Below are 24,155 nucleotides of genomic sequence, written 5' to 3'. Positions count from 1 at the left end.
ACATGAAAGAGATTTTTGACTACGTCGTCGTCGGTGGCGGCTCGGCAGGCAGCGTGATCGCCAGCCGGCTGACCGAAGACCCGAACGTCACGGTGTGCCTGCTGGAAGCCGGCGCACCGGATACGAGCATGCTCATTCACATGCCCGCCGGCTATCCCGCCATGGTGCCGTCCAAAATCAACAACTGGGCCTTCGAGACCGTGCCCCAGCCCGGCCTGAACGGGAGGCGCGGCTACCAGCCGCGCGGCAAGACGCTGGGAGGCTCCAGCTCCATCAACGCCATGCTCTATGTGCGCGGCCACCGCTGGGACTACGACCACTGGGCGGCGCTTGGCAACCCGGGATGGTCTTACGACGATGTGCTGCCCTATTTCCGCAAGGCAGAAAACAACGAGGATTACCGCGACCCCTACCATGGCCAGGACGGGCCGCTCAATGTGACGCTGGTGCGCGAGCCCAGCCCGGTCAATGCATTGTTTCTGCAATCGGCACAGGAGGCGGGAGTTCCCGTCATTGGGGACTACAACGGCGCAGAACAGTTTGGCGCCTACATGTTCCAGGTGACGCAGCGCAACGGCGAACGCTGCAGCGCAGCCAAGGGCTACCTGACGCCCCACCTTGGTCGCCCCAACCTCAAGGTGATGACTGGCGTGCTGACCCGGCGGCTGCTGTTCGACGGGCGGCGCACCATGGGTGTCCAGGCCAGCGCCGGGGGCAAGTCGCTTGAAATCCACGCGCGCCAGGAAGTGATTTTGTGCGCCGGTGCGTTTGGCTCGCCACAGCTGCTGGCACTGTCAGGCATCGGACCGGGCGGGCATCTGCAAACCCTGGGCATCCCGACGCTGCATGATCTGCCGGGCGTTGGCGAGAACCTGCAGGACCACATTGACTACGTCTACTCCTACCGCTGCGCCAGCAATACCGCGACGTTCGGGCTCTCCCTCCCCGGCGCACTGCGCATTGCCAAGGGACTGTGGCAGTGGAAACGTGAGCGCCGCGGCTTGCTGACGACGCCCTACGCCGAGTCCGGAGCATTCCTTCGCAGCGGCGCGGGGATCGACGTTCCCGATTTGCAGATGGTGTTCATCCTGGCGCTGGAGGACGATCATGCCCGCAAAATGCACCTGGGCCATGGCATCAGCAGCCGCGTCGCCTTGCTCAGGCCGAAGAGCCGGGGCACCGTGCGGCTGGGCTCGCCGGACCCGGCCGCTGCACCGCTCATCGATCCGCGCTTCTTCAGCGCACCCGAGGACATGGCCGTATTGAAGCAAGGGGCGAAACAGATGCTTCGCATGCTGGCGGGCACGCCCCTGGCACCCATTCGCGGCAAGGCACTCTACCCGGTCGATGCAGCCGATGACCGGGCACTGGAGCAGAGCATCCGCACGCTCTCCGATACGCAGTACCACCCGGTTGGCACCTGCAAGATGGGCACCGACCCGCTGGCCGTGGTCGATGCGCGGTTGCGCGTGCACGGGGTCGCGGGTTTGCGCGTGGTGGACGCGTCGATCATGCCGACGCTGGTCGGGGGCAACACCAACGCTCCCACCATCATGATCGCCGAGAAAGCCGCCGACATGATCCGCGCCGACGCGTCCGTTCGTTCATAAATCAATAAAAGGAGACAGGCATGGGACAAGTAGTAGTCATTACCGGGGTGGCCGATGGCATGGGCAAAGAGGCGGCAAAGCTTCTGGCGGCAGCAGGCGACACCATTGTCGGCTTCGACATGAATCAGACAGGCATCGACGCACTGCAAAAAGAACTGGACGAGATTTCCAGGGCGTCCGGGAAAAGTCACCATCTCGTCGCGCTGAACATCACGGACCGGCCGGGGATTCTCCGTTTTCGGGATGACGTACTGGCCAAATACGGCCGGGTCGATACGGTGCTCTCCAACGTGGGCATTGGCTTCTTCAGCCCCTTCGAGGAGGCCGATCTGGATGCAGCGCAGCGCTGCCTTGAGATCAATATCATCGGGACGGCGGCCATCTTTCAGGCCTTCATTCCCGCCATGCGACGCCAGGGCAGTGGCAAGCTCATCGCCATGTCCTCCCTGGTCGGCCAGGTTCCTTTTCCTTTTGAATCGATCTATTCCGCGAGCAAATTTGCCGTTGAAGGCATGGTGATGTCGCTGCGCTACGAGGTCGCTCCCTTCGGCATTCGGGTCGCCCTGATCCAGCCGGCGCAAGTCTCAACCAGCTTTGCTGCCACGATCCATACGCTCCCGCCCGAAGGCTCGCCCTACCGTGAGCGGGCACGGCGTTTCATCGCCCGTGACGACGTGCTCATCAAGTCCGCCCCAACCCCCCAACAAGCAGGACGCAGGATTGCTGCCGTGGTTCGCCAGGCTCGCCCGGCCTTTCACAACCAGCTGGATTTCATGAGTACGTTCTTTCTGTTTCTCAACCGGTTTTTGCCGGTGCGGCTGCGCGACGCCATTCTGTTGAACCATATGGACATCAAGTAGAAGCCTGGCTTTGCGCTCCGGGCAAAGGTCATGCGTTAACGGGAGGATCTATGGCGTACACGGGTATCACGCTCGTCACCGGGGCTGGTGGCTTTGTCGGCCGCTGTCTTGTGGAACACCTGGCTTCCTTGGGGGTGCGGGTGCGGGCGACGGACCAGGCACGCGCGGACACCGCATTTTTGCGCCGGCTGGGCGTGGAGTTCATCCCGGCCGACCTGACCCAGCCCCACACCCTGCAGCCACTGTTTGCCGGCCCGGTGGACCGGGTCTTCCACCTGGGCGCAATCTGCAACTTCTCCACGCCCCTGGCCCAGCTCTATCCGGTCAATGTGCTTGGGGTGGAACACATCACCCGGCTTGCCGTTGAGGCGGGCGTCAAGCGCTACATCCATGTGGGCTCGACCAGTGTGTATGGGCCCTACCCGGGGACTCCCCTGCGTGAAGACAGTCCCCGCAATCCGCAGGAGGACTACGGCACCAGCAAGCGGGACGGGGAAGATGTTGTCTGGAAGCGCATCGCCGAAGGGTTGCCGGCCGTCATTACCCGCCCCTGCACCGTGTACGGCCCCGGATGCAATGACGGTGCGGGCAAGGCCTTCTCGCGCCCCGCGTCGATTGCCGCCGTTCCGGGCGATGGCCGACAGCGACTGTCCAACATCCGGGTCGAGGACGTGGCCTCGGCAGTGGAATACCTTTCCCATCGGGATGATGCCGTGGGCCAGGCCTTCAATCTCACCGATGACTCCAATCCAACACTGGAAGAGGCCTTGACGATCGCCGCCCAGACCTTTGGTACCAAAGTGCCGACACGCCATCTTCCCTTGTGGTTGCTCAAGTCTTTGGCCCGTATCGATGGGGCGATCGCGGCACATCAAGGCCGGATCCCGGAACTGGAATACAACGCGATCCGCTATCTTCACGATGACTACCTCGTGGACAACACCAAACTCAAGGCCTCTGGCTACCGCTTGCGATATCCCGATTTCCGGGCCTCCATGGCCCAGATGAAGAGCCCGTAATTCCACCTGCCGTGTTCACGCAGACGCCGGCCAGGAACAAGGCACAATAATGCTCAACCTCTGCTCTTTCAGGGGCCATGCAGACCTTCCTTAGTAGAACAATGAAACTTGCCACCTGGAACATCAACTCACTGACCGTGCGCCTGCCGCAGGTGCTGGACTGGCTGGCGGCCAATCCGGTCGATGTACTGGCCCTGCAAGAGCTGAAGTTGACGGATGACAAATTTCCGCTCGAGGCCCTGAGCCAGGCGGGCTATCACGCCCAGTGCTTCGGCCAGAAAACCTACAACGGGGTTGCGCTGCTGTCGCGCACACCCGCCAGCGACGTGGTGAAAAACATCCCGGGATTCTCGGACGACATGGCACGCGTCATCAGCGCCACGGTCGACGGCGTGCGCGTCATCGGCGCTTATTTCCCCAATGGACAGGAACCAGGATCGGACAAATTCGACTACAAGATGAGCTGGCTCAAAGGCCTGCGCGACTGGGTTCGCGAGGAGTTGACCAAGCATCCCAAGCTGGTGTTGATGGGTGACTACAACATCACTTTTGACGATACCGATGTATGGGACCCGGTGGGTTTAAAAGACACGATCCACTGCACCGAGGAAGAACGTTACCACCTGCGGGCCCTCATTGCGTTGGGCCTGCACGACGCTTACCGCCTGTTTGAGCAACCCGAGAAAAGCTATTCCTGGTGGGACTACCGCAACTTCGCATTTCCGCGTAACCGCGGGTTGCGCATCGACCACATTCTGGTCAGCAATGCGCTCAAGCCCTTGGTGACCGGCTGCGCGATTGACAAGGCGCCGCGCAAAAACGAGCGGCCAAGCGACCATGCACCAGTGGTAGTCGAACTCGATTTGCTACAGCAATAGTAGCAAACTACCTATAATCCACGGGGGCTAGATTCAGATTCTTCTCCAAATATTTTTTGAAATCCTGTGCCTCTAGCGGCTTACTGTACAGATAGCCCTGGTAGTGCAGGCAGCCAGCCCGGGTCAGAAATTCACGCTGACCTTCGGTCTCCACCCCTTCGGCGATCACGTTCAGGCCCAGGCTTTGGCCCAGGGCGATGATGGTCCTGGCAATGGCGGCGTCATTGGGATCCGTCAGCACATCATTGACAAAAGACCGATCGATCTTGAGTTGGTCCAGTGGCAAGCGCCGCAGGTAGGACAGCGACGAGTAGCCAGTGCCAAAATCGTCCATGGAAAAGCGCACGCCATGGGCTTTCAGCGCGACCATCTTCTCGATGATGTCCCCCACGTTCTCCACGACAACGCTCTCGGTCAACTCCAGCTTCAGTCGATCACCCCGGGCGCCGGTCTGTGCCAGCACGCCCAGCACTTCAGCAACAAAGTCGGTCTGGCGGAACTGGCGTGCACTCACGTTCACGGCCAGCACCAGGTCGGCAGTGTGAACATGGCCCGCCCAAGCCGCCAGTTGGGTACAGGCGCTGTCCAGCACCCACTGGCCGAGCGGCAAAATGAGCCCCGTTTCTTCGGCCAGCGAAATGAAGTCCAGTGGCGACACCATGCCGCGGGCGGGATGGCGCCAGCGCAGCAAGGCTTCGGCCCCGACCGTGTCGCCATCACTGCTCACCTGAGGCTGGTAATGGAGGAAAAACTGCTTGAGTTCAAGGCCCTGGCGCAAGTCCGACTCCAGCGCTGCACGGGCTGTTACCGCCACCTGCATCACTGGGTTAAAGGAACGCAAAGTATTGCGGCCAGCAGCCTTGGCCTGGTACATGGCCAGGTCGGCTCGCTTCAGGAGTTCGTCGACCGAATCGCGATGGTCGACGAACAAGGTGATCCCAATGCTGGCGGTGCTGTGGTGAGTCTCCTCGACGAGTCGGTATGGCTGGCGCAGTGTGCTGAGAATCTCTTCACCCACGGCTTTTGCCTGGGCAGCAGCCTCCTCTGAGTCTTCGCTCAAGTCTTCCAGCATCACTACGAATTCGTCACCTCCCAGGCGGGCCACGACATTGCCTTCCCGGATGCAGGCGCCCAGGCGCTGCGCCACCTGCTGCAACAACAAATCACCCTTGTCATAACCCCGTGTGTCATTGAGGGTCTTGAAATTGTCCAGATCGATGAATAACAGCGCGCCCTGGCGTCCACTGCGGGCACAAGCTGCCAGCGCGTGATGCAGACGATCCAGCAACAGTCGCCGGTTAGGCAGACGGGTGAGCGGGTCGTAAAAGGCCAGATGCTCGATTTCATTCTCGGCGGCCTTGCGTTGGGTGCTGTCGGTATGCATGCCCACATAGTGGGTGATCTTGCCCTCGGGCCCTTTGACCACCGTGATGGTGAGCCATTTGGGGTACACCTCGCCATTCTTACGTCGATCCCAGACCTCGCCCTGCCAAGCGCCGGTGCGACGGAGAGTTTCCCACATGGCGGTATAAAAAGCGGCATCATGACGGCCCGACTTGAGCAAACTCGGTGTCTTCCCCACGACCTCTTCGGCTGAATAACCGGTGATGTCGGTAAAGGCCCGGTTGACCCGCAAAATCACGCTGTCGGCGTCCGTGATCATCATGGCTTCCTGGGACTCGAAGGCCGTCGCTGCGATGCGCAGGTCGGCCGCCGCCTTGCGTGTCTCTCGCAGATAGAGCACCACCGCCGAAACGGCGATGATCAACATGCCCCCAGCGGCGGCAAGCACAATAAAGAGTCCGTATCTTTCGGTGTTGATGCGCGCCAGTTCAACTAGCGGACGGGGCACATGAAGGGTGATCATGCCATCCGCCAGAGTTTCGGAAGTCAGCACCACCGGTTGATTGCTGTCGCCGATGCGCACCGCCAAAGGCAACTGTTTGTCCCCCCAGGGTGTAATTCTTAGCGGTTCAAATGCACTCTGTCCGTATTGCAACTGCCGCAGCTCGGCGGACAGTCGGCCAACGGCGGCATCTGGCAGGGTGCGGGACTCAAGCGCCTTGTCGGGCGCCAGGACAACGACACCATTGGCGTCGGTGATGAATGCTTTGGCCTGGTTCACTTTCTGAGAAAAACTTGATATGTTGCGTTTGACGATCACGGCACCCACAAACTGACCGTTGTCGAACACCGGGTGGGAGTAGAACAAACCGGGCAGCTTGCTGGTCCAGCCCACGGCATATTGCTGCCCTGGCTTTCCGGCGCGGGCCTGCCGGAAATACTCGCGCTCACCGAAGTTCGAACCGACAAAGCTGGTGGGTTGGTCAAAGTTGCTGACGGCCACCGCATCACCGGCTGCATTGAACACCGCGATCAAATCAGCCTTGAGTTGGGTGGCCGTGATCCTCAGGGAGTGATTGAGTTCGGCCATGTCAGCGTTCTCGGTCCATTGCCGCTTGCGCGCTTCGTAGGGCAGGGTCGAGGGCACGGCATCGGTACCAAAGCGGCGCAATACCCGACGGACATCAGCATCACGGGAGAGCAACAGCGGAATCGCTTTGAGCAATTGCAGATCATCGTCAATTTGCGCGGCAACATCCTCCGCTTGGTGTCTGGTCAGCTGTAATTCCTGCGGGTACAAGTTACTGACCCGATGGTCATGGTAATAATTGGCGGTCAACCAGGAAACAACACTCCAACCGATGATCAGCAAGCCAATGACCTTGTAGGAATGCCGAAGTGATAACAAATTGGGTCTGGCGAAATAAGTGGCCACCAGCGTCACAACAATGATCGCACCGGTCGCCGCCAAAACGACCGAAGCCAGAAATGTCGCCCCAACCTGGGCGTCCACAATGGTGCTGTCACCCTCACGAATGAAATAAGCAGCGGCCATGGCCGTGTAGTGCATGCCGGAGACCGCCAGTCCCATGGCTGTCGCGCTAATGATTGGCACCCAGTTGCTCCAGCGCGAGACCCAGGACTGCAGGCGAAACTTGATCCAGATGGCGAGTGTTGCCAAGACAACGGCCACGACAATGGATAGCGCAAACAGCCTGAGGTCGTAGCGGAGCAGACCGTCCAGCCGCAGGGCGGCCATGCCCGCGTAATGCATGGCGCCAATGCCCAAGCCGAGCAACAAACCACCCATGGCCAGTTGTATGCGGGAGAGGGTACGGCGGCTGATGATCTTCAAGGCCAGGGTGCAAGCCAGAACGCTGGGGATCATCGACAGCAGAGTAATGGCTGCGCTGTAACTGCTCGTGCAGGGCAAACTGAAAGCCAGCATACCGACGAAATGCATGGCCCAGATGCCCAGGCCCAGACACAGGCCCCCGACAGCCATCCACATACGCCGGGTCGCAACCACCGTGCTACTGGCCACCTGCTGCGACACCAGAAGAGAGGCGTAGGACGCGAATATCGCTACCGCGACAGAAAGACTGACCAGTACGGGATCGTAGTGCCCGGTGTAGAGCAGGCTGCTGTCGGGCGGAGAAATGAAAAGATGGAAAAAATCAAGCATCAGGCAGGGAGCGGCGCGGCGATGAAACGCCAAACTGCAGACAATACTGCCAATCGGCGATGGCATAACCCCATGATTACCCTTACCAACATCATGGGATTTGCATGGGGCTGGAGGCGGCTTTATTCCTTGATGGGCTGCCAGTTCGGGTGATCAAAGTGGGCACCGTACTTGTCCAGCGCAGCCAGCACCTTGACCGCGCCAGTCCGGCGCTTCACCTTCGCCGACTTGCCCTCCATTGCCTCGATCCCCTCAAGCATTTCCGCAACGACAAGGTGCAGCTGCGCATCGGCCTTCGGTTCGAGCTTGCACTCGGCCACGATACCGCCTACCTCCGTCCCTACCTTCTTCGCCAGTTCGTTGTATTTGGCGGCAGTGAGTTTTCCTTCATGGATTTCGTGCAGGGACGCCTGCATTTCCGTACGGATATTGCCCATGCCCTTGCGCAGCGCCTCATCGGTCGCCCATTTTTTACCATTGTCCAGCGTCAGCTTGACGGAATCGGCGCCGTGCTTATGCGCGTCTTTCTCCGCGGCGGCCACGCCCGTTGCAGCGAGCCCCAGCGCCAAGCCGGCGGCAGCGATCATTATCCAGATTCGATTGGTAGCAGACATAAGTACTCCTAGAGTTGTGAAGTTGCCGAAATGGCAATAGGAGTATCTTCAATGCATCTTAAGTGAACCTTAAGAGGTCTTCAATCTGCCGTGGCGAAAAACTTACTCAAGCCCCAGTTCCTGGATCTTGCGTGTGATGGTGTTGCGACCAATGCCAAGCTTTTGGGCAGCCTCGATGCGCCGACCACGGGTGGCGGCCAAGGCGGCGAGTATCAGCCTGGATTCAAAGCGGCGCGTCAATTCGTCCCAGACGTCATGCCGGTCGGTTGCCAGGAGGGCCATGGCGTCTGCTTCCAGACCCAGCTCCCAGCCGCCGCCACTGATAGGCGACACGGGAGCGGCAGTGGGTGCATCGGCCTGCGCCACGATAGCGGCCACAGACGCCGGCGAGGATTCCTGCAAGGCTGGCGTGGCCGGTGTTGCCGGCGTGGGAAGCGCGACCGAATCCCCCGCGATCACTCCCACTTCGGGCGGCAAATCCTTGGGCTCGATTACCTGCGCTGGTGCCATCACCGTCAACCAGTGGCAAATGTTTTCAAGCTGGCGGACGTTGCCGGGAAAACTGAAGTTACCCAGCCATGTCAGCGCTGCATCGGAAATCCGCTTGGGCTCCACTCCGAGTTGCAGTGCACTCTGCTGCAAAAAGTGGCGAGTCAGCATCGGCACATCTTCCTTGCGCTCTCGCAGCGCCGGCAAACGCAGTCGAATGACGTTGAGCCGGTGAAACAAGTCTTCACGGAACGCACCCTCCTTGACGCGCTGTTCCAGATTCTGGTGTGTGGCAGCAATCACGCGCACATTCGTCTTGACGGCGCTGTGACCGCCGACACGATAAAAATGGCCGTCGCTCAAGACCCGCAGCAAGCGGGTTTGCAGGTCAAACGGCATATCGCCGATCTCGTCCAGAAACAGCGTACCCCCATCAGCCTGCTCAAAACGGCCACGGCGCATGGTCTGCGCGCCCGTGAACGCACCACGTTCGTGACCAAATAGCTCTGATTCAAGCAAGTCCTTCGGAATGGCCGCGGTGTTGATTGCCACAAAGGGGCCGTTGGCACGTGTTGAGTGCTTGTGCAAGGCGCGCGCCACCAGTTCTTTGCCCGAGCCGGACTCACCTGTGATCATGACAGTGACATTGCTTTGGCTCAAGCGGCCAATCGCGCGAAACACGTCCTGCATGGCAGGCGCCTGACCCAGCATCTCCGGTGTTTCGGCCATGCGCTCTTCAGCCACTTCTTCGCGCTGGCTTTCTTCCACCGCACGGCGGATCAGTTCCACGGCCTTGGGCAAGTCAAACGGCTTGGGCAGGTATTCAAACGCACCGCCCTGAAACGCCGATACCGCGCTGTCCAGATCGGAATAGGCGGTCATGATGATCACCGGCAGGCCGGGGTATTTTTCCTTGACCTTTTCAAGCAGTTCCAGGCCGGAGCCGCCTGGCATGCGGATATCACTGACGAGGACCTGGGGCCCGTTGTCATCGTTTGCGGCATTGAGTGCGTTCAGGACATCGCGCGGATTGGTGAAACTTCGGGTAGGCAGGTTTTCACGCAACAACGCCTTTTCCAGTACGAAGCGGATGGACTGGTCATCATCTACGATCCAAATCGGCTTCATAAATTTTGTCACCTCAGGTCAAGGGTTAAGGGAGCGGAATCAATATCTTGAAGTCCGTATGGCCTGGCACGCTCTCACACTCGATCAAGCCATGGTGCTGCTGCACAAAGGTTTGCGCCAATGTCAGCCCCAGCCCCGATCCCCCTTCCCGCCCGGACACCAGCGGATAGAAAATGCGGTCCTTGATCGAGTCTGGTACGCCAGGCCCGTTATCGATGACATGCAATTCCAGTGCCAACCGGTAGCGTTGTTTGCCAAAAGTTGTTTGCCGCGCGATTCGGGTGCGAAAAGTCAGACGCGCATCGCCCTCGGCGATTTGTTCCGCCAGGGCCTGGCAGGCATTGTGCGCAATGTTCAACACCGTCTGAATGAGTTGCTCGCGGTCGCCACGGAACTCCGGAATCGAGGTGTCATAGTCGCGCACCACTTTCAGCCCCTTGGGAAACTCGGCCAGTATCAGCGAGCGTACACGTTCGCACACCTCATGAATATTGACATCGCCGACCAGATGCGGGCGCCGGTGCGGCGCCAGCAGCCGATCCACCAGAGTTTGCAGGCGATCCGCCTCATGAATGATGACCTGCGTGTACTCCGTTAGCTCAGGAGATTCCATCTCCATCTCCAGCAACTGGGCTGCGCCGCGAATACCCCCGAGCGGGTTTTTGATTTCGTGAGCCAGATTGCGGATCAGTTCCTTGTTGGCCTGGGCCTGCTCTGCCAGGCGCTCTTCCCGATCCTGGCGCGCCTGCTGCTCCAGCGGGAGCAACTCCACAATGATTTCATCCGCTTTTTCGGTCTGCGTCACGATCACATGCACAGGCAACGAATCGCGGTTCAAACGCGTGAGCCAGGCGTCATAGCGCAGGGCCGCAAACTCGTTGCCACCAGCTCCCTGCAATGCATTTTGCAGATGGGTCGGCTCGGTGAAGTTGTCGGGAAAGTGTGACCCGACAATCGTCCGGCGGGAAATGCCCAATGCATCTTCCAGTGCGGCATTGGCAAACAATACTGCACCATTGCTACGCACCACCGCCACCAGCGTGGCCAGTAGATCAAAAGACTGAAATCGGACAGCCGCCGAGGCGGCAGGTGTTGGGAGGACGGACTTGTTCAAGCCGTCTATTTTGCCGCAGGTGCAGCCGAAGCTGGGGAGATGCGCCCCAACTCACGGCGTATACCTGCAATATCGCTTTCATTGCGTGCCAGGCTGGCCTTCAATTCAGCAATCCGGTCCAGGTATTTCTGGTAATTGCGCGCCTCACCGCCGATTTTTTCCGGTTCGCCGTTGTTGTATTCCTTGAGCAACTCAGCCTGGCGTGCCTCCGCCTTCTTCAGCTCTGTCTCCAGAATCCGGCGGGCATCCGAGTCGCGTGACTTCTGGTCGCCGGCATCCACCCGCTGCCCACCTCCGGGCGCCGCTGCCGACGCTGCCGGCGGACGTGCTGGTGCAGACGCCGCCGGACGGGTGCCCTGCACCACAGTCACGTTGCCGCCGTCCATGAGCTTGCAACCGCGCGTCTGGGCGTTGGGCGCCGTGTTGGTGTACTCATTGCCGCACCGGTAGATGCGTTCCTGGGAGTAACTGTTCGCTGCGAAAACAGCAGCGAGCAACGGGATCAATAAAGCATGGTTCATACGTTTTCCATGTGTCAAAAAAACATGGACAAGTTGGTCAGTATGCGTCAAATGCACGCTCGCCAAAAAAATTTCAACGTTCCCGCAACAAAAAAGGACGGCTTATGCCGTCCTTTTTTTGCGACAAACTGTAACAGCTTGCTGCGAAGGCAAGTCGTCCGATTACAGCGAAAAGTACATGTCGTACTCAACCGGATGCACCGACATGCGGAAGCGGGTGACTTCCTGCATCTTGAGTTCGATGTAAGCATCGAGCATGCTGTCGGTGAACACGCCGCCCTTGGTCAGGAAACTGCGGTCCGCATTGAGACAGTCCAGCGCCTGGTCCAGGCTGTGGCACACGGTCGGCACTTTGGCATCTTCCTCGGGTGGCAGATGGTACAGATCCTTAGAGGCAGCGTCGCCCGGGTGGATCTTGTTTTCCACGCCGTCCAGACCCGCCATCAGCAGGGCGGCAAAGCCCAGATAGGGGTTCATCAATGGATCGGGGAAGCGGGCTTCCACACGCCGGCCCTTGGGATTGGACACGAACGGGATGCGAATCGAGGCAGAACGATTCTTGGCCGAGTAGGCCAGCTTCACCGGCGCCTCGAAGTGGGGCACCAGACGCTTGTAGCTATTGGTGCCGGGGTTGGTGATGGCGTTCAGGGCGCGGGCGTGCTTGATGATGCCGCCAATGTAGTACAGCGCGAAGTCCGACAGACCTGCATAGCCGTCACCGGCAAACAGGTTCTTGCCGTCTTTCCAGACCGACTGGTGCACGTGCATGCCGCTGCCGTTGTCGCCATGGTAGGGCTTGGGCATGAAGGTGGCGGTCTTGCCATAGGCGTTGGCGACGTTGTGGATCACATACTTTTGCAGCATGGTCCAGTCGGCGCGCTCCACCAGTGTGCTGAAGCGGGTGCCAATCTCGTTCTGACCGGCGCCGGCCACTTCGTGGTGGAACACTTCAACCGGGATACCGACGGATTCGAGAATCAGCGACATTTCGGCACGCATGTCTTGCGTGCTGTCCACAGGAGGCACCGGGAAGTAGCCGCCCTTGACAGTGGGGCGGTGGCCGCGGTTGCCGCCTTCGAGCTTGGAACCTGTGTTCCAGGGTGCTTCGTATTCATCGATCTCATAGAACGTGTTGTGGGGCTCAGTACTCCAGCGCACACCGTCAAAGATGAAGAATTCCGGCTCCGGGCCGAAGAAGGCGGTGTCACCCATGCCGGAAGCCTTGAGGTAGGCTTCTGCACGCTTGGCGATGGAACGCGGGTCGCGGTCGTAGGCTTTGCCGTCGCTGGGCTCCACCACATCGCAAGTCATGATGATGGTGGTTTCTTCGAAGAACGGGTCGATGTTGGCCGTGTTGGGGTCCGGCATGAGCAGCATGTCGGATGCTTCAATGCCCTTCCAGCCAGCGATGGACGAGCCGTCAAACGCGTGGCCAGAACTGAATTTGTCTTCATCGAAATGGGAAACGGGCACGGTGGTGTGCTGCTGCTTGCCACGGGTGTCGGTAAAGCGGAAGTCAACGAACTTGACTTCGTTTTCTTTCACCATTTTCATGACGTCTGCGACGGTCTTGGCCATCAAATACTCCTGGTTGAATCGTTGTTGAGAAAGCTACGTATCAGTGAATGCAGTTTTTATGCCAATACCGGCGACGGGTCAAATCTGCCTAACCGTGTATTTTGCCCTGAGTTTCTGCCGGTTTAGGCGACCACGTCGGGAACATGACATGGCGCAAACAAAAAATGCGCACCACAACAGTGCATCACTTCTTTGCACCAACTCAATGCACCTATTTTTGCACCAACTCAGGGCCTAGTTTGACATTGAACATCTTAAGCCCGGCCAAAAGAGCCGGGTACGCCCGGGCGACCAGATCGGGCGCACCCTTGACGCCCAACTCAATGTGGCGGCCGAATTCCGGGTGATCCACACTGGGGAGGCTGAAGACCTTGACATCCGCGTAGTCGCGCTCAATATCTTCCATCAGCGGCGTCAGCGCGGCCTCCATGGCACCGAACACGATCACGGATTTCTCGATCCAGGCCGATGTCTGGAACAGGTGCCGGTAATGCGTGTCAAGCACCCATTCGATCATCGGCCAGGCCATCACCGGAAAGCCCGGCACAAAATATACGCCCCCACGCTTCCCCACTTCGTGTGGGTCGCTGCCCCCCGAGGGGATTAATTCTCCTTGGGGCGGCCCGGCGGAGAATTGCCCGTCATCCACTCGTTCTTCCCCCGTGCAGAAAAAACCGGGAATCTTGTTGAACGGGTTGGGGATGATGTCCGCCCCTGCAGGAAAAACACCCATGTTCAGCCGGTGAATGTTATCGGGCCGATCGGCCTCATACACTGTGCCCTGCTCGTAGGCCAGGTCCTGCATGCGCTGGCGAATCAGGGCTTCGGCCTCGGGGTGCAGCACCAGATCGCGGCCCAGCGCACTGGCTGCGCACTGCCGGGTATGGTCGTCCGGCGTGGCGCCAATACCGCCACAGGAAAACACGACGTCGCCGGACGCAAAGGCGCGTTTCAGCGTGGGCGTAATGCGCTCGGGCGAGTCGCCCACGTAGTCGGCATAGTCGAGTTGCAGGCCACGCGCCTTGAGCAATTCGATGACTTTGGACATGTGCTTGTCGGCGCGCTTGCCCGACAGGATTTCATCGCCGACGATGATCAGGCCGAAACGTGGGGCAGCGCTAACGGGCGGTGTTGGAGCCGAAGGGTGTGTCATCCGGCGATGTTAGCGCCTCCAAATCGATCAGCGCAGGCGCAGGGGCCGCAACGGACGCTGCTGCCAGGGCTTTCTCGACCCGCAGAGCCTGCAATGCGGCCAGGCAGTAATGGGCAAACCACAGCGACGAAAGTGCAAATATCAGCGTATAGAGCCAGATCGCCAGCGGCACCAGGATGGGTGCCATCACGACAAGCATGGCACCGGAGGCCCATATCAGACTGGGCGCCGCCCCCAGGTACCCGCAGAAAACGCCCATGCCCAACAACCACCCCCGATGTCGGCGAAAGATCTCGCGCCGCTCCTGCGCGCTGGCATGCTCGGCCAGGGCGTCAAACGCCATGACCCGGTAGGTAAGCCAACCCCATATCAGCGGTGGCAGCACCAGAATCAGGGGAGGCACCAGCCACAGGGGAATTGAAATGAATATCGCGATCAGCGCCAGCACGGTCGACCCCAGGGACCACAGCAAGCTGAACATCAGGGAGCCACCGCGCTTGCGTTCCAGTTCGGGAAAACGCCGCTCGGCCACCAGCAGCGTCAAGGCCGGCGTCATCAAGACAGCCACCGTCAGCAGCGACAGAACCACCAGAATCGGCGTTACCGCAAAAATCACAATCAAGGGCGCAAGGACCATCTTGAGGCTACCCGCACCGACGCTCTCCAGCCAGGCCCACACATTGTTGATGACCGATGACGCCTCCAGCGTGCTGCGCACCCAGTCCAGAGCGCCTTCCCAATAGAAATAACCCAATCCCAGCGCCAGCGCCACCAGCAGCACCAGTGGCAGGAACGACAAGGCGATCACGCGCGGGCGCACGCAATACGCCAGCGCCCGCCAGAAGGAATCAAGAAACAGGTTCATGGGGCGATTGTGCCGCAGCTACCCCTTGATAGCCCCGCAATGCGCCCATCCACCTCATGTTGGCCAGCGCCAGCACGGCGATGGCCGCACCCGCTGCCACGATGGCATGGGCCGCGCCCAGGCCGTAGACCAGCGCGCCGGCCACCAGGCCCGACAGCGCAGGCACGACTTGCGAAATGATGGTGTACATCGCCAGCACCCGACCGCGAACGCTGACCTGAACTTGCCCCTGAATGCCAGTCACGATCAGGCTGATCGCCATGCCGCCCGCCATGCCGGCAGCCGCCAGGAGGGTGGTGGCCACGAGAGGACTGCGCGTCAAGCCGATGGCGCCGAAACACACCCCCGCGGCCAGGGTTGCCGACAGAATGGCGCGGCCGTTGGCCACGCGCCGGGCCACCAGCATCGCCAATACGCCGCCAGCCATCAGGGCCGGGGCCAGCGCGCCCAGAAAAGCACCACGGTGAAGTTCGGACAGGGCCAGTACCTGACGGGCGAACCGGGGCAGCATCACCTGCATCGGGCCCATCATCATGTAGCCAAACATCGCCGCCAGCAGCAGTTGCGACAGCAGTGGCGAGGCACGCACGGCCCGCAGTCCTTCCGCCACTTCCTGGCGCACCGGGCGGTGTGGCTTGTGGCTGGCCATGGTCGGCACCGGCAGCAGCAGAAGGGACGACACGACAAACAGTGCGGCGGCCATCGCGAACACCAACGGCCACCCGCCGGCTGTGCGCAGCACCGAGATACCCAGCGGCCCCAGCCCAAAACCGATCATGACCAGCAGATTCAACACCAACGCGGCCCGCGGCAGCCGCTGGGGCGTCACAATTTGCGCCAATGCGGTCATGCGGGCAGGGGCCACGAACGACCAGCCCACGCCCGCGAGAAAGGCCGCACCCAGAACAAATACCGTGCGCAATGCGGGTCCATCTGCCAACCAGTGCCCCAGTGCGAGCGTGCTGGCCGCGGCGAGCAACAGCCACTGCGCCGCGTGGATGATTCTGCCCGGCGCCATGCGGTCGCACAGCACACCGGCATACCAGCCCAGCACCAGGGGCGGCCCAAAGCACAGGGCAAAACCCACGCCCGACAGGACGTCAGAGCCCAAGACCTCCTGCGCGTAAATGATGACCGAATAGTTCACCATATGCCCGCCGGCAAACGACAGCAGGCACGACAAAAAGAACAAGCGCAGGTGGTAGGGGGCCGGGCGCGGCGATTCGATACTCACCGTGGCGTCACGCGGATCAGGGTTGGCTCGGCGTTCTCGGTGTGCCAGCTCGGGAAATTGGCATTGGACGTGTACACCGAGCCATCCGCGGCCACCTCAATGTCGCGCGTGAAGCTGACACGGTGCGGCAAAGGATAGCTGTGCCACGTTTGCGTCGCCACATCCAAGGCATGCAACATGTCGGACTGGTTGCCGTTGACCCAGACCACGCGGCGTTTTTTGTCCACATTGAGCGCATAGGGTGTGTCGCTGCCCTTGGGCCGGACCGGCAAGTCGAACAGATCAAACTTGCCGCTCGACGGTGTGTAGCGCGCCAGCTTGGACTCGGCAAACGCGACGATCCACAGATTGCCATCCGCATCCGTGCGCAGGCGGCGCGGTCCCTTGAAGGGCGTAGCAATCATGGTGATCTTGCCGGTGGCCGGGTCGATGTTGCCGATCTCATCCGTGTGCAGCCGTGCGAACCAGACCATGCCATCGGGCGTGATGTCAATGCCATACGGCAATGGCGTGCCGGTGGATTCGGCGTCAATCGGCAACCAGCTGGAAAACGGCAAGCCCCAGCTCATGAGCTTGAACAGGGCGCCGATGTAGCGGGTGATAAAGCGCTCACGCAGACCACGCGCCGGCAGATCGTAGAGCGTGAATTTTTGCGCGCTGCGGTCAAACATCGCGATCTGGTTGGAGAGGGCCAGCGTGAACCAGACGCGATCCTGGGCGTCCACCCTGATGGTGTGCGGATAGAAACCCGCATCCATGGTGTGCAACGTGAACGCCTTGGTGTCCGGATTGAACTCCACCAGACGGCGTTGCGCCGAGGGTGTGATGAAGATGTGGCCGTCGCGCCGCGACTCGGCCAGTGAATGCGCATTGGAGGTGCTGTCATGGCGCGGAAAGGCTTTGAGCCGCGCCGCCAGCAAGCCGCCCGGCACGTCGCCCGGCAAATGGGGGATTTTGTAAACCGTGTAGGCACCGGTGGCGGGTTGCACCTCATAGATCCGATCCTGAATGTTGTCGGCCAGATACAGCAGGCCGTTGCTGGCCAGCAGCATGTCATGCAGTTGCGACATCGCATCACCCAGCGGCCATTCATGAATGGTGGCGGCCGAGAGCGTTGGCGCCCAGGGCGTGGCCTCAGGCACTTTGGCCGGATTCTGGCGCAGTTCGCGCCAGCCGCCCTCCAGGCTGGCCGGCAAGCTCTTTTGCATATCCGTGGACAGGCGCGAACCGTATCGGACCATGCGATCAATCGCGTCCTTCCATTCGGCCTCGGAGCGCTCACGGCGCAAAGGTTCCGACCCCTGTTGATGGCAAAAACCGCACTGCAGCGCGAAGTGTTTCTTCTCGGCCACGGTACCCACATCCAGCGCCCCAAACCAGGCATTGGCAGGCTTGGCGGCATTGAGCTTGATCGGGTCCGTCTCGGGCGTCATCACCACGGCAAGCCGCGCCCCCCCCGCTGGCACCGTCACGCGCTGATCCTGCAAGCCCGGCTTGCGCAATCGGTAGTTCACCGCAGCGCCGCGTTCTGGCAGCGCCACCTGCCCGCGCTCATTGGTGAAGCGAGTCACCTGCACGTCTGATCGCTGCGGCGTGCCGGGAGCGGCATAGCCGTTATCGGAGGTGTCGGCCTTCGCCGGTTCGGCGAGGGTCTGGGTCACCATCACGGTAGGAACCGGTTTGCCACCGCCGCCAGTAACGGTAATCGTGACGGCGCCCGCCCCAAAAGCAACACCCGCCAACAGCAGCGCAATGATTGGTCGCCTGAAAACGTTCATGTTCTGATCCTCGTGTGGGATGCCCGCCAATGCTTGCCGGTCAACGCCTGGCTTTGGCGTTGAGATAAAAATCAAAAACCTGTTCCGAGCTCATGCGCGGCACGTAGCCGAATTCGCTCTTCAGGCGCTGGTTGTCAAGCACGGGGCGGTAGCGCAAAAAATCAATCTGTTCGGGGCCGTACTGTGTGAGACCAAGCTTCTTCAACAACCACAGGGCGCTGCGCAACAGCGACGCGGGCAGGGGCAGCACGCGCTTGCCCATGCGCTTCGCAATCTCGTGCAGGGTGAGTGCACCATCGCCGGCCACGTTGTAGATACCGGCCTTGCCCGAATCTACGGCCATCAAGATGGCCCCCACCACATCCTGATCCCAGATGAAAACAAACGGACTGTCAGATCCGGCAATGCCGATCAGCCGCGGCTTGTCAAACAGGTCAGTGATCTGATTGCGCACCGAGTCGCCCAGAATGGTGCCAATGCGAAAAATCGTCTGCTTGAGTTCCGGGTGATTGGCCCTGGCCTGGTCCAGCATTTCTTCCACCAGCCGCTTGTGCCACGAGTAGGCAAACACCTGGTTGCCGCGAATCGGATCGGTCTCGCTCAACCATGCGGCGTTGTCCGCGTGATAGCCGTAGGCGGCGCCGCTGCTTGAGACAATCAGGTGTGCGACGGACGCCGCCACACAGGCATCAAGCACGCGCTGCGTGCCGCCAACATCCACACTGTATTCAAACGAACGGTCACTGTGCTTGCCGGGCGTGACGATGGAGGCCAGATGGACCACGGTGGTGATGCCATGCGCACGCAGCAGCACCTCCAGCCCGGGTTCACGAATATCGCTGGTGGCGTAGACCACGCCGGGCAGGCGCTGGGCCGGATCCGCCGGCCTCACGTCCAGCGCGACGACGGTGCCAATCGTGCCGGCATCACGCTGCCGGGCCAAGCCCGCTATCACCTGACGACCCAGATAACCACCAGCACCGGTCACCAGGACGGACGGGCTACTCATGCCTTCACCTCATGCACTTTGGGACTCAGCGGTGCGCGCTTCATCCACCAGGTGGAGAGCGCCATGCCGGCAAAGATATGCCAGACGCCCCACCAGGCGGTGACGATGGCCATGCCGCCCAGACCTCCGAAGAAGTTGAAGATCAGCACCAGGCCAAGCCCCGAGTTCTGGATGCCGGTCTCAAACGACACCGCGCGGCAATCGCGCTCCGCCAGCCCGGCCGCCCTGGAAAAGCCGTAACCCAATGCCAGCGCGCCGGCATTGTGAAGCAGCACCACGCCGACAACATACTGGCCGTATTGCAGGAAAAACGGCCAGTTTGCCAGCAGCGCCCCGGTCACAAAGACGGCAAACACGCCCAGAGAAAAAATACGCATGGGCTTCAGCGCGCGCGCTGCGAATGCTGGCCAGCGGTGCGAGATCAACAAGCCCAGAAACAGGGGCACCCCCAGCAGAATCGCCACCTCGACCAGCATGCGTAAAGGGTCCAGCGAAAAATCTTTCAGGATCGCTTTCATGCCAGGATCCAGGCTGCCCCAAAACGACACATTGATCGGTGTCATCACCAGCGCGCCCAGCGTCGACAGGGTGCTGATGGACACGGACAAGGCCGCGTTGCCGCCCGCGCGCTGGGTGAAGAAGTTGGAGATATGACCCGCCGGGCAGGACGACACCAGCAGCATGCCCAGCCCAATCGAGGGGTGCGGCTTGACCAGCAGAATGAACAGGAATGTGAGCGCCGGAAACAGGATGTGATGGCTGACCATGCCAATCACCAGCGCCTTGGGGGTTTTCAGGGCCGCTTTGAAATCCGATATCTTCAGGTCCAGCGCCACGCCGAACATCACGAATGCCAGAACAAAGTTCAGCGCCAGCAAGGCCTGCGGATTGAAGTTGAGTTGTACCTGATCGATCGGCATGTCGAGTCTCCTGCTGCTTGTTATGGCGGCGATTGTGAGACATCCGCCATACTGCAGGGAGGTTAAATTCGGACATATCAACATGGACACCCCGGTCGACTTGCCGCAAAAGATTGCCGCCCTGGTGGAGACGCTGCGGGATGAGGGCATCCCCGCCAGCCATGCGCTCGCGTCGACGGGCATCGCCCCCGCCCAGCTGGCTGATCCCGGCTTTCGGGTATCGGCCCGCCAGCTGCTGACCGTGCTGCAGCGCTGTGCACAGCTGTCCCGCGATCCGGCGTTTGCCCTGCGCGCCGGGCTGCGTCTGCGGGTAGACCATTTTGGTTTGTACGGCTACGCCCTGCTCTCCTGCCCTACGCCACGCGAGGCGATCCACTTTGCATTGCGTTACCGGGCGCTGGCGACACCGCTGCTGGGCCTCGCCGTCCGGGAATCCGGCGCCAGCCTGTGCTGGTCATTTTCTGACCTGCATGCGCTGGGTGCATGCAGCGAATTGTTCCGCCTATCCTGCGAGATTCAATTCGCCACCCAGCTGTCACTGCACCGCGATGTGATGGGGGCCGGCATCCGCCCAAACGAGGTGCGTGCCGCCTATCCCGCACCATGCCACGCGGCCTTGTACGAGAACCTGCTGGGCTGCCCGGTGCACTTCGACGCGCCTCTGAGCGAAATCTCGTTTGATGCGAAATGGCTGGCACAGCCGATCGCGCTGGGCCACCCGATCCCCGCCGCCTTGATCCGCGAAACCTGCGATCGCCTGCTGCACGATCTGCAGCCCGCGGCCGGCACAGCCAGCCAGATCTGCGCCATGCTGCTGGCGCAGCCGGGACGGTTTCCCGATATTGAACGGCTGGCACAGCGTCTGGACATGAGCTCACGCACCCTGCGCCGCAAACTGCTGCTGGAAGGCACGTCCTACCAGCAGTTGCTGGACGGCGTACGCCACCGGCTGGCAACCGACTATCTCACCACCACCAAACTCAACACCGAGGATGTGGCCGCATCGCTGGGCTTTTCCGATGCGGCCAATTTTCGTCAGGCTTTCAAGCGCTGGACCGGCCGGCGGCCGTCTGACTTCAGACCCCAAGCCCTCAGGCGCGACCCGCCAGACGTTTGAGCCCGAGCCACTGCTGGGCCCAAAAGCCCCGGCCGTAGTCGCGGCCCTGCTCGCCCTGATCGCGCACGCCGGTGGGATCAAAGCGAAGCTCAAAATTGGCGGTGCCAAACAGCATGTCCCACCACGGCAGCAGCACGCCAAAGTTGCTTCCACCGAGTGTATTTTTCCCTGCCGATTCATGTCCGATGCCGACGCTGTGGTGCAGACGGTGAAAGCGCGGGCTGATCCACAGGCGTTCACCCCAGCGGCCAAACCAGATACGCACGTTGGCATGCTGAAAGTTTTCACTGAGCTGGGTCAATGCCACGATGGCCACAAACTGGCTGGGCGCAATGCCGATGAGCTGCGCCACCACCACCACTAGGACGTCCCGTATCACGTCATCCAGCAGGTGATTGCGGTTGTCGCTCCACATCGTCATCTGGCGCTGCGAATGGTGCAGCGAATGCAGCGTCCACCACCACCCGAACTGGTGCTGGCCCCGGTGAATCCAGTAGTTCAGCAGATCAATGGCCAGCAAGTAGATCACCAGACTGACCAAGGCCTGGTCGGTCACGCCGGGCCACACGGCATCCAGATGGAAGGTGCCCAGGCCTGCCACGCGCAGCGCACCGAACAATTGGTCAAACAGGGGGTCCAGCGAAAAAAACAGCACGACGCGAAACAGCCCGAGTCGGTGGATGACGGTGTACAACATGTCGGTGCGCACCGCCGCATGGTCCGTCACGGCTTCTACAGGACGCCAGCGCTGCAGCGGTCCAATCAGCGTGACCAGGACAGCCATCTGGATCAGGCCGACCAGCAGCCAGCCGGTGGCGTCATACCCGTCGACCAGCAAGTCCGCCAGGCCCAGTGCGAACATCACCGGCTGGATCAGGGTCTCGAACAGCCATTGCTGGGCATCGGAGAAAGCATTGCCAAGAAATTCCATCGGATACCGGCCCCGGGCTGCTGCGCTGACTACTGGCCCGCAGACGCCACCCAGGCGCTGTAGGCAGGATGGTCACGCAGGGTGGCAAAGCAAAAGCCCTTGTCTTTGAGGCCCATGATGAGCGGCTCCAGCACAGCGGGCGCCCACGGGTCTTTGCGCGACCAGATGCCCAGGTGGGCCAGCAGGATGTCGCCTCGTCTGATGTCACGCAGCGCCTTTTTCAGCAGGGCTTCGTTGCTGAACTTCTCGCTGGGCAATTCATCGCCCAGAAATCCCGCCGCCGACCAGCCGACATGCTCAAACCCGCACGCCCTGGCTGCCGCCAGCAACCGCGGCGAGGTCTTGCCACCCGGTGCACGAAACAAGGGCAAGGGTTTTTTCCCGGTGAAGTCCTGCAGGCGTTCGTTTGCATAGGCGATCTGCTCACAGTACTTCTTCGCGTCCCAGGTGAACTCGCGTCCCTCAAAGGCACCCGCCGACGGCTGCATGCGAAACCTCGGCGCAACGCCGGGCAGGTCACCACGCCAGTACACGTGGTCATAGGTGTGAGACGCAAATTCATGCCCTTCGGCGGCCCGCGCCTGCCACCAGGGTGCCCAGTGATTGCCGAGGCTGCCATCGCCGACCTTGGTGCGCTCATTGGCCGCAAAGAAAGTCACCTTGACGTTCTGCCGCTGGAGCACCTCCGCCACTAACGGGGCGACGTCCATGTGGCCGGTGTCGAATGTCAGGTACAACGGGTTATCACAGGCTTTTGCGGCCCCAGCCCCCTCAGAATATGCGCAACATGCTATCAAAACAATAGCAAATCGCCACAGCATGGGCGACCTACTGACGGGCCGCATGGTCCAGTGTCCAGACGCCATGGGGGGATTTTCCGACCTTGACCTGACGCACCACCTGGCGCGTCCGGGTGTCGATCACGGTCAGCCTTTTCGCCCAGCGCGACGCCACATAGATGTAGTGCCCGTCCGCTGACAGGTCCATGCAGTCCGGCCCGCTGGGGGCGGGATAGCTCTCCACCGCCGTCATGGTCTGGTAATCGATCTTGCTGATGGTGTCGGCTACCCGGTTGCTGACAAACACGTGGCGCTTGTCGCCGGCGCCGCGAAAAGCGTGCGCGCCCAGGCCGGTCTTGATCAGCTTGACAAACTTCGGTTCGCTGCCGCTGACGTCATAGACCTCGACGCCTTCGCCGCCAGTCAGGCCAATCAACAGAAACTTGTCATCGGGCGTGCCAAAGACATCCGCTGGCATGGTGCCGGTCTTGCTGCGCCACTTGAGGGTCTGGGTGGGGAGATCGATCGCGACGAGCTCATCGCTACCCTGCATGGTGGCGTAAACCGTGCTGCTTTTGCTGTCGATCCAGACGTGGCTGGGAATCCTGCCGGTGGCAATGCGTTTGGCCAGCGTCAGATTGCTGCCGTCCCAGTGGTAAATGTCCACGTGATTGAGCCGGTTGCCAGCCGTGACAAACCATTTCATGTCCGGCGAAAAGCGCAGCTGGTAAGGGTCGAGAATGCCACGCACTGTGCGCTGCACCTCGGCTGTTTTCGGGTCGACAAACAACAGGGAATCGCTCAGGGCATTGGCAATGATGAGGGACTTCTCATCGGGTGTGAGGTACAGGTGGTGCGGCTCTTTGCCGGTGGGAATGCGGTGGGTCTCTTTCCAGCTGGTGGGGTCAATCACACTGACACTGGCCTCCAGCGAATTCAACACGAAGATCGGGTTGGCCTGGGGCTGGGCTTGGGCAGCAAATGGGGCAAGAATGATCAAACACAGGGCCCCAACAGCGGAGAAACGGG

General features: G+C 60.9%; 20 protein-coding genes. 5 read left to right on the top strand and 15 right to left on the bottom strand.

The genetic code is table 11. The annotated features are described in order from the left end of the window. Positions 1-2: 2 nt before the first annotated feature. The 4 genes from Q7T10_RS11600 (at position 3) to Q7T10_RS11585 (ending at position 4,367) form a co-directional block, all read left to right on the top strand. The gene (locus Q7T10_RS11600) at positions 3-1,610 is read left to right on the top strand and encodes a GMC family oxidoreductase (protein WP_304748336.1); all 1,608 of its coding nucleotides are present in this window, start codon (positions 3-5) and stop codon (positions 1,608-1,610) included. Positions 1,611-1,630: 20 nt separating this feature from the next. Further along, entirely contained in the window at positions 1,631-2,470 is an 840-nt protein-coding gene (locus Q7T10_RS11595) for an SDR family NAD(P)-dependent oxidoreductase (RefSeq protein WP_304748334.1), read from the top strand. A gap of 50 nt (positions 2,471-2,520) precedes the next feature. Further along, positions 2,521-3,489, top strand: a complete 969-nt coding sequence (locus Q7T10_RS11590) for an NAD(P)-dependent oxidoreductase (RefSeq protein ID WP_304748332.1) — start codon at positions 2,521-2,523, stop codon at positions 3,487-3,489. Positions 3,490-3,590: 101 nt separating this feature from the next. Continuing rightward, entirely contained in the window at positions 3,591-4,367 is a 777-nt protein-coding gene (locus Q7T10_RS11585) for an exodeoxyribonuclease III (RefSeq protein WP_304748330.1), read from the top strand. A gap of 7 nt (positions 4,368-4,374) precedes the next feature. Here the strand turns inward: Q7T10_RS11585 and Q7T10_RS11580 are convergent, their stop codons facing one another. The 12 genes from Q7T10_RS11580 to Q7T10_RS11525 all read right to left on the bottom strand — a co-directional run bounded on the left by Q7T10_RS11580 (position 4,375) and on the right by Q7T10_RS11525 (position 20,299). Beyond that, on the bottom strand, positions 4,375-7,896 hold the full coding sequence (locus Q7T10_RS11580) for an EAL domain-containing protein (RefSeq protein WP_304748328.1): 3,522 nt from the start codon (positions 7,894-7,896) through the stop codon (positions 4,375-4,377). Positions 7,897-8,018: 122 nt separating this feature from the next. After that, positions 8,019-8,483 carry a hypothetical protein gene (locus Q7T10_RS11575; RefSeq protein ID WP_304748326.1) on the bottom strand — a complete coding sequence of 155 codons (465 nt, stop codon included), beginning with the start codon at positions 8,481-8,483 and terminating at the stop codon, positions 8,019-8,021. 129 nt (positions 8,484-8,612) lie between these two features. Further along, on the bottom strand, positions 8,613-10,127 hold the full coding sequence (gene ntrC / locus Q7T10_RS11570) for a nitrogen regulation protein NR(I) (protein ID WP_304748324.1): 1,515 nt from the start codon (positions 10,125-10,127) through the stop codon (positions 8,613-8,615). Between the two features lie 25 nt (positions 10,128-10,152). Next, entirely contained in the window at positions 10,153-11,250 is a 1,098-nt protein-coding gene (gene glnL, locus Q7T10_RS11565) for a nitrogen regulation protein NR(II) (RefSeq protein ID WP_304748457.1), read from the bottom strand. Then, positions 11,247-11,762, bottom strand: coding sequence for a hypothetical protein (locus Q7T10_RS11560; protein ID WP_304748323.1), 516 nt, complete (start codon positions 11,760-11,762; stop codon positions 11,247-11,249). Before Q7T10_RS11560 ends, glnL begins: the two co-directional genes overlap by 4 nt. A 162-nt stretch (positions 11,763-11,924) precedes the next feature. Continuing rightward, complete coding sequence (gene glnA, locus Q7T10_RS11555) at positions 11,925-13,340, bottom strand: type I glutamate--ammonia ligase (protein ID WP_304748321.1); 1,416 nt, start codon at positions 13,338-13,340, stop codon at positions 11,925-11,927. A 211-nt stretch (positions 13,341-13,551) separates the two neighbouring features. Then, positions 13,552-14,493: a molybdopterin-binding protein gene (locus Q7T10_RS11550; protein ID WP_304748319.1), complete on the bottom strand. Its 942-nt coding sequence runs from the start codon at positions 14,491-14,493 to the stop codon at positions 13,552-13,554. Next, positions 14,459-15,358 (bottom strand): EI24 domain-containing protein, encoded by a 900-nt coding sequence (locus tag Q7T10_RS11545; protein WP_304748318.1) that lies wholly within the window; start codon positions 15,356-15,358, stop codon positions 14,459-14,461. The genes Q7T10_RS11550 and Q7T10_RS11545 overlap by 35 nt, the downstream gene beginning before the upstream one ends. After that, positions 15,342-16,592, bottom strand: coding sequence for an MFS transporter (locus Q7T10_RS11540; protein ID WP_304748316.1), 1,251 nt, complete (start codon positions 16,590-16,592; stop codon positions 15,342-15,344). Before Q7T10_RS11540 ends, Q7T10_RS11545 begins: the two co-directional genes overlap by 17 nt. Continuing rightward, positions 16,589-18,370: a hypothetical protein gene (locus Q7T10_RS11535; RefSeq protein ID WP_304748314.1), complete on the bottom strand. Its 1,782-nt coding sequence runs from the start codon at positions 18,368-18,370 to the stop codon at positions 16,589-16,591. Before Q7T10_RS11535 ends, Q7T10_RS11540 begins: the two co-directional genes overlap by 4 nt. 40 nt (positions 18,371-18,410) lie before the next feature. Further along, a complete protein-coding gene (locus Q7T10_RS11530) occupies positions 18,411-19,379 on the bottom strand; it encodes an SDR family oxidoreductase (protein WP_304748312.1) in 969 nt (322 codons plus the stop codon). Next, a complete protein-coding gene (locus Q7T10_RS11525; RefSeq protein ID WP_304748310.1) occupies positions 19,376-20,299 on the bottom strand; it encodes a bile acid:sodium symporter family protein in 924 nt (307 codons plus the stop codon). Before Q7T10_RS11525 ends, Q7T10_RS11530 begins: the two co-directional genes overlap by 4 nt. 82 nt (positions 20,300-20,381) lie before the next feature. Here Q7T10_RS11525 and Q7T10_RS11520 point away from each other — a divergent pair, with 82 nt between their 5' ends. Further along, positions 20,382-21,416, top strand: a complete 1,035-nt coding sequence (locus Q7T10_RS11520) for an AraC family transcriptional regulator (protein ID WP_304748308.1) — start codon at positions 20,382-20,384, stop codon at positions 21,414-21,416. Here the strand turns inward: Q7T10_RS11520 and Q7T10_RS11515 are convergent. The 3 genes from Q7T10_RS11515 to Q7T10_RS11505 are packed head-to-tail and all read right to left on the bottom strand — an operon-like array spanning position 21,391 to position 24,126. Next, a complete protein-coding gene (locus tag Q7T10_RS11515; protein ID WP_304748307.1) occupies positions 21,391-22,347 on the bottom strand; it encodes a sterol desaturase family protein in 957 nt (318 codons plus the stop codon). The genes Q7T10_RS11520 and Q7T10_RS11515 overlap by 26 nt on opposite strands. A gap of 29 nt (positions 22,348-22,376) precedes the next feature. After that, positions 22,377-23,168 (bottom strand): polysaccharide deacetylase family protein, encoded by a 792-nt coding sequence (locus Q7T10_RS11510; protein ID WP_304748305.1) that lies wholly within the window; start codon positions 23,166-23,168, stop codon positions 22,377-22,379. 7 nt (positions 23,169-23,175) lie between these two features. Then, positions 23,176-24,126, bottom strand: a complete 951-nt coding sequence (locus Q7T10_RS11505) for a YncE family protein (RefSeq protein WP_370653760.1) — start codon at positions 24,124-24,126, stop codon at positions 23,176-23,178. Positions 24,127-24,155 lie beyond the last annotated feature (29 nt).

Origin of the sequence: Rhodoferax sp., from assembly GCF_030646845.1 — a bacterium.
In the GTDB taxonomy this organism is placed as follows: Bacteria; Pseudomonadota; Gammaproteobacteria; order Burkholderiales; family Burkholderiaceae_C; genus Rhodoferax.
Note: the sequence above shows the minus strand (reverse complement) of the source record. Positions and strands in the feature narration are given on the sequence as shown.

Coding starts and splice junctions, on each gene's coding strand:
- Q7T10_RS11600 (WP_304748336.1), top strand. CDS start 3: ATGAAAGAGATTTTTGACTACGTCGTCGTCGGTGGCGGCTCGGCAGGC.
- Q7T10_RS11595 (WP_304748334.1), top strand. CDS start 1,631: ATGGGACAAGTAGTAGTCATTACCGGGGTGGCCGATGGCATGGGCAAA.
- Q7T10_RS11590 (WP_304748332.1), top strand. CDS start 2,521: ATGGCGTACACGGGTATCACGCTCGTCACCGGGGCTGGTGGCTTTGTC.
- Q7T10_RS11585 (WP_304748330.1), top strand. CDS start 3,591: ATGAAACTTGCCACCTGGAACATCAACTCACTGACCGTGCGCCTGCCG.
- Q7T10_RS11580 (WP_304748328.1), bottom strand. CDS start 7,896: ATGCTTGATTTTTTCCATCTTTTCATTTCTCCGCCCGACAGCAGCCTG.
- Q7T10_RS11575 (WP_304748326.1), bottom strand. CDS start 8,483: ATGATCGCTGCCGCCGGCTTGGCGCTGGGGCTCGCTGCAACGGGCGTG.
- ntrC (WP_304748324.1), bottom strand. CDS start 10,127: ATGAAGCCGATTTGGATCGTAGATGATGACCAGTCCATCCGCTTCGTA.
- Q7T10_RS11560 (WP_304748323.1), bottom strand. CDS start 11,762: ATGAACCATGCTTTATTGATCCCGTTGCTCGCTGCTGTTTTCGCAGCG.
- glnA (WP_304748321.1), bottom strand. CDS start 13,340: ATGGCCAAGACCGTCGCAGACGTCATGAAAATGGTGAAAGAAAACGAA.
- Q7T10_RS11550 (WP_304748319.1), bottom strand. CDS start 14,493: ATGACACACCCTTCGGCTCCAACACCGCCCGTTAGCGCTGCCCCACGT.
- Q7T10_RS11545 (WP_304748318.1), bottom strand. CDS start 15,358: ATGAACCTGTTTCTTGATTCCTTCTGGCGGGCGCTGGCGTATTGCGTG.
- Q7T10_RS11535 (WP_304748314.1), bottom strand. CDS start 18,370: ATGAACGTTTTCAGGCGACCAATCATTGCGCTGCTGTTGGCGGGTGTT.
- Q7T10_RS11530 (WP_304748312.1), bottom strand. CDS start 19,379: ATGAGTAGCCCGTCCGTCCTGGTGACCGGTGCTGGTGGTTATCTGGGT.
- Q7T10_RS11525 (WP_304748310.1), bottom strand. CDS start 20,299: ATGCCGATCGATCAGGTACAACTCAACTTCAATCCGCAGGCCTTGCTG.
- Q7T10_RS11520 (WP_304748308.1), top strand. CDS start 20,382: ATGGACACCCCGGTCGACTTGCCGCAAAAGATTGCCGCCCTGGTGGAG.
- Q7T10_RS11515 (WP_304748307.1), bottom strand. CDS start 22,347: ATGGAATTTCTTGGCAATGCTTTCTCCGATGCCCAGCAATGGCTGTTC.
- Q7T10_RS11510 (WP_304748305.1), bottom strand. CDS start 23,168: ATGCTGTGGCGATTTGCTATTGTTTTGATAGCATGTTGCGCATATTCT.